8 protein-coding genes and 1 pseudogene are annotated in these 8,272 nt (G+C 48.1%); 7 read left to right on the plus strand and 2 right to left on the minus strand.

Annotation, left to right across the window (positions count from 1 at the left end):
- From speB to V6C93_RS05650, 6 genes are all read left to right on the plus strand, one after another.
- Positions 1 to 1,068 (plus strand): agmatinase (gene speB, locus V6C93_RS05625; protein WP_333475671.1); only part of this gene is annotated, 1,068 nt, incomplete at its 5' end.
- Between the two features lie 3 nt (positions 1,069 to 1,071).
- Complete coding sequence (hypA, locus tag V6C93_RS05630; protein WP_333475672.1) at positions 1,072 to 1,464, plus strand: hydrogenase maturation nickel metallochaperone HypA; 393 nt, start codon at positions 1,072 to 1,074, stop codon at positions 1,462 to 1,464.
- A gap of 104 nt (positions 1,465 to 1,568) precedes the next feature.
- Complete coding sequence (hypB, locus tag V6C93_RS05635) at positions 1,569 to 2,288, plus strand: hydrogenase nickel incorporation protein HypB (RefSeq protein WP_333475673.1); 720 nt, start codon at positions 1,569 to 1,571, stop codon at positions 2,286 to 2,288.
- A gap of 270 nt (positions 2,289 to 2,558) precedes the next feature.
- Positions 2,559 to 3,608, plus strand: coding sequence for an ABC transporter substrate-binding protein (locus tag V6C93_RS05640; protein ID WP_333475674.1), 1,050 nt, complete (start codon positions 2,559 to 2,561; stop codon positions 3,606 to 3,608).
- 83 nt (positions 3,609 to 3,691) lie between these two features.
- On the plus strand, positions 3,692 to 4,537 hold the full coding sequence (locus V6C93_RS05645) for an ABC transporter permease (protein ID WP_333475675.1): 846 nt from the start codon (positions 3,692 to 3,694) through the stop codon (positions 4,535 to 4,537).
- 98 nt (positions 4,538 to 4,635) lie between these two features.
- Positions 4,636 to 5,409 (plus strand): ABC transporter ATP-binding protein, encoded by a 774-nt coding sequence (locus V6C93_RS05650; RefSeq protein ID WP_333475676.1) that lies wholly within the window; start codon positions 4,636 to 4,638, stop codon positions 5,407 to 5,409.
- Between the two features lie 24 nt (positions 5,410 to 5,433).
- Here the strand turns inward: V6C93_RS05650 and V6C93_RS05655 are convergent, their stop codons facing one another.
- Together V6C93_RS05655 and V6C93_RS05660 are read right to left on the minus strand one after the other, a co-directional pair.
- Entirely contained in the window at positions 5,434 to 6,585 is a 1,152-nt protein-coding gene (locus V6C93_RS05655) for a glycosyltransferase family 4 protein (protein ID WP_333475677.1), read from the minus strand.
- Between the two features lie 50 nt (positions 6,586 to 6,635).
- Positions 6,636 to 7,799: a glycosyltransferase family 4 protein gene (locus V6C93_RS05660; RefSeq protein WP_333475678.1), complete on the minus strand. Its 1,164-nt coding sequence runs from the start codon at positions 7,797 to 7,799 to the stop codon at positions 6,636 to 6,638.
- Positions 7,800 to 7,934: 135 nt separating this feature from the next.
- Here V6C93_RS05660 and V6C93_RS05665 point away from each other — a divergent pair.
- Positions 7,935 to 8,272 (plus strand): annotated as a pseudogene (locus V6C93_RS05665) (hypothetical protein); the annotation flags it as partial.

Here is an 8,272-nt window from a genome sequence, read left to right on the forward strand (position 1 = left end):
CTGGAATATGGGCTAGAAGGGGCAGAGAGTATTCGCGATCGCACAATCCCCACCTTCTCACGCGGCGAACTGCCTCACTTCGCTGGCATCAACACCTTCATGAAAGCCCCCTACCTAGAAGATGTTCGTAAGGTTGGGGAGTATGATGTAGCGATCGTCGGCGTTCCTCACGATTCTGGAACAACCTATCGTCCCGGCACTCGCTTTGGCCCCCAAGGGATTCGTCGTATTTCTGCCCTGTATACCCCCTACAACTTTGAATTGGGAGTTGACCTGCGGGAGCAAATCAAACTCTGCGATGTGGGCGATATTTTCACCATTCCCGCCAACAACGAAAAGTCATTTGACCAAATTTCCAAGGGTATTGCTCACATCTTCAGCTCTGGAGCATTTCCGATTATTTTAGGGGGCGACCACTCCATCGGTTTCCCAACTGTTCGGGGCATTTGCCGACACTTGGGCGACAAAAAAGTTGGGATTATTCATTTCGATCGCCACGTCGATACCCAGGAAAGCGACCTAGATGAGCGGATGCACACCTGCCCCTGGTTCCATGCCACCAACATGAAGAATGCCCCGGCAAAGAACTTAGTGCAATTGGGGATTGGCGGTTGGCAATGCCCCCGCGAGGGCATCAAATTTTACCGGGAACGGGCAAGTAGTAATATCCTGACGGTAACCGACATTACAGAAATGGGGTTAGATGCTGCCGTAGAGTTTGCCCTCGAAAGAGCGTTGGATGGCACCGACTGCGTTTACATCAGCTTTGATATTGACTGCATTGATGCAGGCTTCGTCCCCGGTACAGGTTGGCCTGAACCCGGTGGACTCCTCCCCCGTGAAGCCCTGCATCTACTGGGCAAGATTGTGCAAAAAGCTCCGGTTTGCGGGTTGGAAGTGGTGGAAGTTTCCCCACCCTATGACATCAGTGATATCACCTCGCTGATGGCAACTCGTGTGATCTGTGACACGATGGCGCATCTGGTGCTATCCGGTCAACTGCCCCGCAAGGAGAAACCCTCCTACATTCATCCAGAGGCACAACCCGAACTCGTAGCGTGGACTTGAACGATGCACGAGACTGATATGACCAAGGCACTAATTATGACCGTGCGGGATTGGTGGGAAGCACAGCCAGAACACCCCAAAGTTTCCCACGTCCATCTCACGGTGGGTCAGTTCACTTGTGTAGAACCTGCGAGTTTGCAATTTGCCTTTGAAGTTCAGACCCGCAACACCTTTTTAGACGAAGCAAAACTGGTGATTCGGGAAACTCCCTTGATTGCCTTTTGCGATCGCTGTCAACAGGAGTATCGCCCCGAAATTGGCATTCAATATGCTTGCCCAGACTGTCATTCGCCAATGGAAAACATTCGATCTGGGCGAGAACTGAAAATTGATCGCGTTGAATACGCGCAACCCGACGCAATAGTTTCGGGCGGACAAGATGCTCATCCCAAATAAGGATTTGTAGGGGCGGGTTTAGGCAAACACTTTCCACTGATAAAAATAATTTTTGTTTAAAACCCGCCCTTACTCCCCAATTACCCATTCCCCATTCCCTAACCATGCACCAAACATTCGACGCCGCCCTAGGAATTAACTTACTCCATGCCAACCAAGAAGGAGCCGACCACAATCGCGCCCATTTTGATGAGTGGGGTATCACTTGCTTGAACGTGATGAGCAGTCCCGGTGCGGGTAAAACTGTTCTGCTAGAACAGACCCTAGCGGCTCTCAGTAGTAAGCTCAAGATTGCAGTAATCGAGGGCGATATGACGACTGAACTCGATGCCGATCGCCTTCGTAAATACGGTGTTCCTGTGATTGCCATCAATACCGGTCGCTCCTGCCACCTCGATTCCAAGATGGTTGCGGGTGGCATCCATCAGCTAGCCCATCAATACAATCCTTCAGACTTCGACCTCGTACTAGTAGAAAATGTCGGCAACCTTGTCTGTCCCGCTGAATTTGAAGTGGGCGAACACGCCAAAGTTGCTTTGTTGAGCGTCACAGAGGGAGAAGACAAGCCGCTGAAATACCCGGTGATGTTTCAAGAAGCCGATTGTCTGCTCATTACCAAGATGGACTTAGCACCTTATCTGGATATTGATGTAAATCGGATTGTGGCGAATGTTCGGCAAATGAATCCTAGTGTGACGATTATCCCAGTTTCGGCCAAAACGGGAGAGGGATTGGAAACCTGGTTTGAGTGGGTGCAATCTCAAGTTGTCACAAAATTAATGGTAGGGTGCGTGAGCGATCGCGTAACGCACCAACTTGCTTAGTCATCAACCCAAAGAATGAACACACCTTGGCACAACAGTGAGTTACGACCCACCTAATAGGAATGGCACTGACTTAAGCACTCTCCTACCTCACCAACAAACCCTTGTGCAGGGGGTCTGGGGGAGGCACTCCGTCCCCCAGTGGGGGGTTTCCCCCCAAACCCCCCAATCTGGGTTTTTCCAAGAAACGATCAATTTTCCCTTAAGTCAGTGACATTCTACCTAACGCACCCGACTATCTAGCAACCCATTTCCCTGTGAGGATACGCCATGAAAATGCGATCGCTCCTCTCCTACATCATTCTTTTCCTGGTCACATTGACGTTTACCATAGGTTGCACCAACCCTGCGGTTTACATCAAAACAACGAATGAAACGGATTCCGCCTCTTCATCAGTAGCGGGTGCGGTACGTTTGGGATTCAGCGCGTGGCCTGGATGGTTTCCCTGGCAAGTGGCTCAAGACGAAGGAATATTTAAGACCAACAACGTTCAAGTAGACCTGAAGTGGTTTGATGGATATCTGGAATCGATCAGCACCCTGACAGCAGGACAAATTGATGCCAACAGCCAAACCCTAGGCGACACCGTCAATTCCATCGCGGGTGGTGCAGACCAAGTAGTTGTGCTGGTAAACGATAACTCTACGGGTAATGACAAAGTGATTGTCCGCGAGGGGATTAACTCCGTTGCCGACTTGAAAGGGAAAAAAGTTGCTGCAGAGGAAGGCACCGTTGATCACTTTTTGTTGCTCTTAGGACTCAAAAAAGCAGGCTTATCTCCACAAGACATCCAGTTTGTCCCCCTAGAAACAGGTAAAGCCGCAGCCGCCTTTGTCGGGGGTCAAGTTGATGCAGTGGCAGTATTTGCCCCCTTCACCACTCAGGCATTAAAGCGTCCGGGTAGTAAGGAACTGTTCAGTTCCAAGAACTTTCCGGGAGCCATTTCCGATCACCTCGTGTTCACGCGCAAGTTTGTAAACGAGCATCCGGAACAGGTGCAGGCACTCGTTAATGCCTGGTTTGCCACGTTGGATTACATGAAGGCCAATCGAGACAAAGCCTATAAGACGATGTCAAAACGAGCTGGTGTCTCTATGAACGAATACAAAGATTATGCGGATGGCACTCGGTTGTTCTCCATAGAAGACAATCTAAAAGCCTTCCAAGCGGGTAGTAATATGACCTCCTTACAATTTGCTGCCCAGGAGATGAGCAACTTTCTTAAAGACGTTGGTCTCGCTAAAACAAAACCAGACATCAGCAAGTTATTTGACGATCGCTTCGTCAAAGCCTACGCCGAGAAAGTCAAGAAATCATAAATCTGCTCACTGGAGACATCTTGATAATAAATCTTATTTAAACCAAATCCCATCAGTTCCTTTATCCTTGGTGGAATTCAGCCATGAGCCAAAGCCCTGGATCGATTCGATCGCTCATCCGACCTACAACACTAAAACCCACTGTTTTCTGGCAAATCGCCGAAGATATCCCCAAACCCCTCAACACAACATTAGTCATTATTTCCATTGGAGTTCCCTTGCTACTGTGGTGGCTGGTAACCACATTTGGCAACATAGACCCTAAGTTTCTTCCCTCACCGGGTAAAGTGCTTGAAGCGTTTGGACGGCTGTGGAGTACTCGCGAACTGCTCAAGGATACCGTGGCGAGTCTATGGCGGGTGGGTGTTGGGTTCCTATTTGCAGCCATCTTTGCCATCCCCATTGGCGTGCTGATGGGAAGTTTTGCTAGCATTCGCGCCCTGTTGGAACCCATTTTTGGGTTGATGCGCTACATGCCGGCTCCTGCCTTCATCCCCCTGCTGATTTTATACCAAGGTATTGGAGAGGAACCCAAGATAACCCTTATCTTCATCGGGGTCTTTTTCTTTAACTCCTTGATGGTCATGGATACGGTGAAGTTCGTGCCTAAAGATTTGATTGAATCAACTTACATGTTGGGAGGAAACCGTTTACAAACTCTGTTTCAGGTCATCTTTCCCCATGTATTGCCTGGAATTATTGATGCTTGTCGAATCAACTTAGCGGCTGCATGGCAGTTGGTGATTGTCTCCGAACTGATTGCAGCCACGGAAGGCTTAGGTCGTCGCATCAGCGTAGCCGGTCGATTCCTTAGGACGGATGAAATTTTTGTAGGGTTGATTGTCATTGGAGTAATCGGGCTGGCCTTCGACTTGCTATTCCAGTACTTGCTACGAGTTTCCTGTAAGTGGGCAAGCCAACAACGATAATTCCTTTTTATGCTTCAGCTCAAAGTGTGACCGATTTTACAGCACTGCCCCCAGGCGAATTGATACCGAATACTAATCTAGATTCAGAGGTTTAAGCCATGTATCTGCAAATCACCAACCTGCACAAGCACTTCGAGACAAAAAACGGAACGTTAGTTGTCCTGAAGGACATTAACATGACGATTCAAGAAGGTGAATTTATCTGTGCTGTTGGTGCATCAGGATCGGGTAAATCGACCCTACTGCGACAGATTGCCGGACTTGATAGCCCTACATTGGGAGAGGTCAAGATTGATGGTAAGCTCGTCACGGGGCCTGGACCCGATCGCGGTATGGTGTTTCAGCACTACACGCTCTACCCCTGGATGACTGTACAGGAAAATACCGAGTTTGGACTCAAGCTTCAGGGTGTGCCCAAGAAACAACGGCGGGAACAAGCCAGCTACTACCTGAGTGTAGTGGGGTTGACTCCGTTCGCCAAAGCCTTGCCGGGAGAGCTATCGGGTGGAATGAAACAACGAGTTGCGATCGCGCGCGCCCTCGCCTCGGAACCCAAAGTGCTATTAATGGACGAACCCTTCGGAGCGTTAGACATTCACACCAAAGAGTCGATGCACGAATTCATGCTCGACCTGTGGCAACGCACCAACATCACCATCTTTATGATTACCCATGACGTGGAGGAAGCCGTTTTTCTCTCCAATCGAATCTACGCCCTGGGTGCACGTCCCGGCACGGTGAGGAAGGAAATTTCGATCAGACTGCCCCATCGCACCCACACCGTTAAGCGCCACTCGATATTCCACGACTACCGGGATGAACTAATGGATTTGATGCGAAGACATGGACAAGAGGCTGTGTTAGCTGCTTAGCTCTAAATATCAGCGACCAACAGTTCACTGTTCACTGCCTACAATCCTGTTGAGGAGTTGTGCAATTTGCTGGTTCGTTGTTGTCAAGTTAAACCGCTGACTGGCCTGAAGCTGTGCTTGGTGAGAAACAGTTGCGGTATACTCTGGCTGGTTACGACAGCTAGTGATTGCTTCTGCGAGTTTTTGTGAGTCTCCAGGCGGAACCAACCAACCCGTATGCCCATGTTCCACTAATTCGACTACACCTCCCGCCTCTGTGGCAACCACAGGCCGTCCACATAGCATCGCTTCGACAATCACTCGCCCGAAAGGTTCTGCGGCTGTCGATGTATGCGCAACCAAATCACAAGCTGCCATTAGCTCAACGATATCTGAACGAAATCCTAAAAAGCGTACTCGTTCCTCCAGTCCTAAGTTAGCAACCTGTTCGTGTAACTGCTGGACATAATCCTGCTCGCCAAACAGTGCATCCCCGACAAAAATGGCTGTTACATCTTTGGGACATTGTGCCAGGGCTTCCAGCAAAATATGCTGTCCTTTCCAGGGAGACAAACGGCTGAAGTGACCGACTACAAAGCGTCCATCCAGCCCAAACGGCTTCTTAAGCTGGCTGAGGTTGGCTTGATGACTCTGATAGAGTTCAGGTTCAAAACCGTTGTAGACTACCTCTGTTATTTCAGCGCGTCCTCCTGCTGCTACGAAAGCAGCTTGACTGGCGATAGAGTTAGCAATGACTAATGAGGCTCTTGCATTAGCCAAAGTTATAGCAATACGGCGGTTGGTTCGGCTGAAGTGATCGATAGATAGAATGTCATGCAGATGATAAACCAGAGGGCGATGACTTAAAAAGCTTGCTATTCCACCAATGACGAGAGCTTTCTGGGTATTGGCATAGATCAGATCGTATTCACGAGCTTTTTGAACGACCTGAGCAATCACAGGCACCAGCGAACTCGCGCTTCCTAAACTCTGTGCAAAGCTGCTTTGTTTACGAACTTGTATCGGCTGAGTGGCTAATACTTGGACTGGAATTTGCCGTTGCTCCAGTAATTTTCTAAAAGAACCATCTGCAAATAAGCCGACTAAACAGCTATCTTGATATGGTTTCGTAATATCTATTAGGCACAGTTCTGCCCCCCCTAGTTCTCCACTCTGGTCTAGAAATAGGATTTTCATCAGCTTACTTAACTAAGAAAAATTTGTATATATTATTGTTGTTTTGATGTTTAGGCTAAGACAACTTGTCTAACCCGCTGGGAAATTTTGTACCAGTCAAAGTTTGTGGCAGCATACTCGCGACAAGCTTCTCTAGAAGGCATGGGTAATTTTCCTATTATCAGTTCTTCTAATCGGTCGGCAATAGCTGTTGCCTCTGTAGAAGAAGCAATCAAATCCGGTGAGAACGGCTCTAAGATTTCCGGCATTCCACCAACAGGAGTACATAGTGCCGGAGTGCCACAGGCAAGCGATTCTAGCACCGCTAATCCAAATCCTTCTAAAGATTGGCTGGGCATCACGCTCAAGTCAGCAGCTTGGTAAGCTACAGGCAACTGCTCATCCGGTAAAAAGCCGAGAAATCTAACGTTATCATTCAGCCCCAAATCTGTCGCCTGCTGCTCAAGTGCCCCCTGTAGTGGTCCTTTTCCAGCGATCGCTAACCAAACATCAGGAATTTTAAGTTTAATTGTAGCTATTGCCGTTAACAATTTATCCAGTCCAACTCGATGCACTAAGCGACGAGGGGTAAATAAAATCGGGCGATCTTGGGTCCAGTTAAGCTGTGATCGAGCTTCTTGACGTGATAAGTTGGGTTGAAATCGGGATAAATCAACGCCGCCGGGAATTATGTGGATCTTGCTCCAAGGAACTTGATACTCTTGATGCAAGATAGTGCCAAAGGCTTTGCTTAACACAATGAAGCGATCGCAACGATCATAAACTCTTTGTTCGACCCAGTGCTTCAAAAAAATACTCAGTTTTCCAGCTCCCTCCTGCTTACTTTCCAATGCCCAAGGACCGTGAAAGGAGAAGGTGATCGGCACCCCCGACGGTAAAACCTGCAAGAGTGGAAGGCTGTATAGTGCAAAATGCAGATTAATGGCATCAGGTTGGGCAGCTTTTCGCCTCAAAAAATTGGAGCGAATGAGCCAAAGGCGTTGCAAGAGTCTATTATCGGGTTCAGCTAAATTAGTTATTTTTAAGGCAGAGTTGGGCTGAGTTTCTGGTAGACCAACTCCACACAATTCAACTTTATCTTGACCTGCTGCTAGCTGATGGGTCAGTTCATAGACGTATCGATCCAGTCCTCCCGGTGTTTTCGGGAACCACCCTAGACCGACGCAAAGAATGTTTGCTGCTGTATCAGCAGGATTACCTGTGTAGTTTTCCACTTTGTTGTCTGCAAATATACATTATCCAGATTTCTAATAATTGCACTCAGATCACCGCTCCCTAAGATAATGAAGAACAGATTACTGTTACTAGTCAACAAACTATGGCAAGAGAAGCGATTATTCTTCCAAAAAATGAATCGCCACCTAAGGAATTTAAAGCAGATCGAAAATTATCACCAGCATCGCATGATTAGTTTCCTACCCTTTGGGCTTACAAGACTAATTGTCTCTACTTTAACTGCACTGTATCTAACTTCAAACGCATTGAGCAATATTCCCTACAAAACATCTTGGATAGGTAACACGTTCGGCGGTGGCAGTAAGTGGGTACAAATTCAAATCAGTGCAATGTATGTAGCGAACGATGGAACGGTTTATACCAATAGCGTGTGGGATGAAGCGGGTAGAGAGGCAGGAATTTATAAGGACGGAGATGCGATCGCCAAAGCTAGTAATCTTCATGGATGGGG

Source organism: Allocoleopsis sp. (genome assembly GCF_036703385.1).
In the GTDB taxonomy this organism is placed as follows: domain Bacteria; phylum Cyanobacteriota; class Cyanobacteriia; order Cyanobacteriales; family Coleofasciculaceae; genus Allocoleopsis.